This is a genomic window from Streptomyces sp. TRM64462 (genome assembly GCF_013362995.1).
Lineage (GTDB): Bacteria > Actinomycetota > Actinomycetes > Streptomycetales > Streptomycetaceae > Streptomyces.
On sequence record NZ_JABWDV010000133.1, the window covers coordinates 1 to 318 of the forward strand.

Consider the following 318-nt stretch of genomic DNA (forward strand, 5'->3'; position numbering starts at 1 on the left):
GGCCATCTCCCGGGCCAGCACGACGAGATCGACGCCGCGCCCGGCGCCGAGCGGGGCCAGCCGGCGGGTGAGCACCTCCTGCCACACGGGCCGCAGCCGGGACGTACCGGCCGCGCCGAGGCCGTCGGCGACGGCACGGCGCGTGCCGCGGTGAGAGGCGCCGTCCTGGTCGAACAGCAGCCCGCCGTCGGAGAGTTCCCGCGCGGCACCCCCGGTGGTACCGGCTGCCGTCCGGTCGAGCGGCACGCGCGTCAGGGCCTCGCGGTAGGCGTCACCGCCGTGCACCAGGACGGTTCCGCCGAGCCGGCGCACGGGGCG

The 318-nt window shown here is 78.9% G+C and carries 1 pseudogene; it reads right to left on the reverse strand.

The window, feature by feature from the left end:
* A pseudogene (locus HTZ82_RS06115) lies at nucleotides 1-318 on the reverse strand (cytochrome P450); the annotation flags it as partial.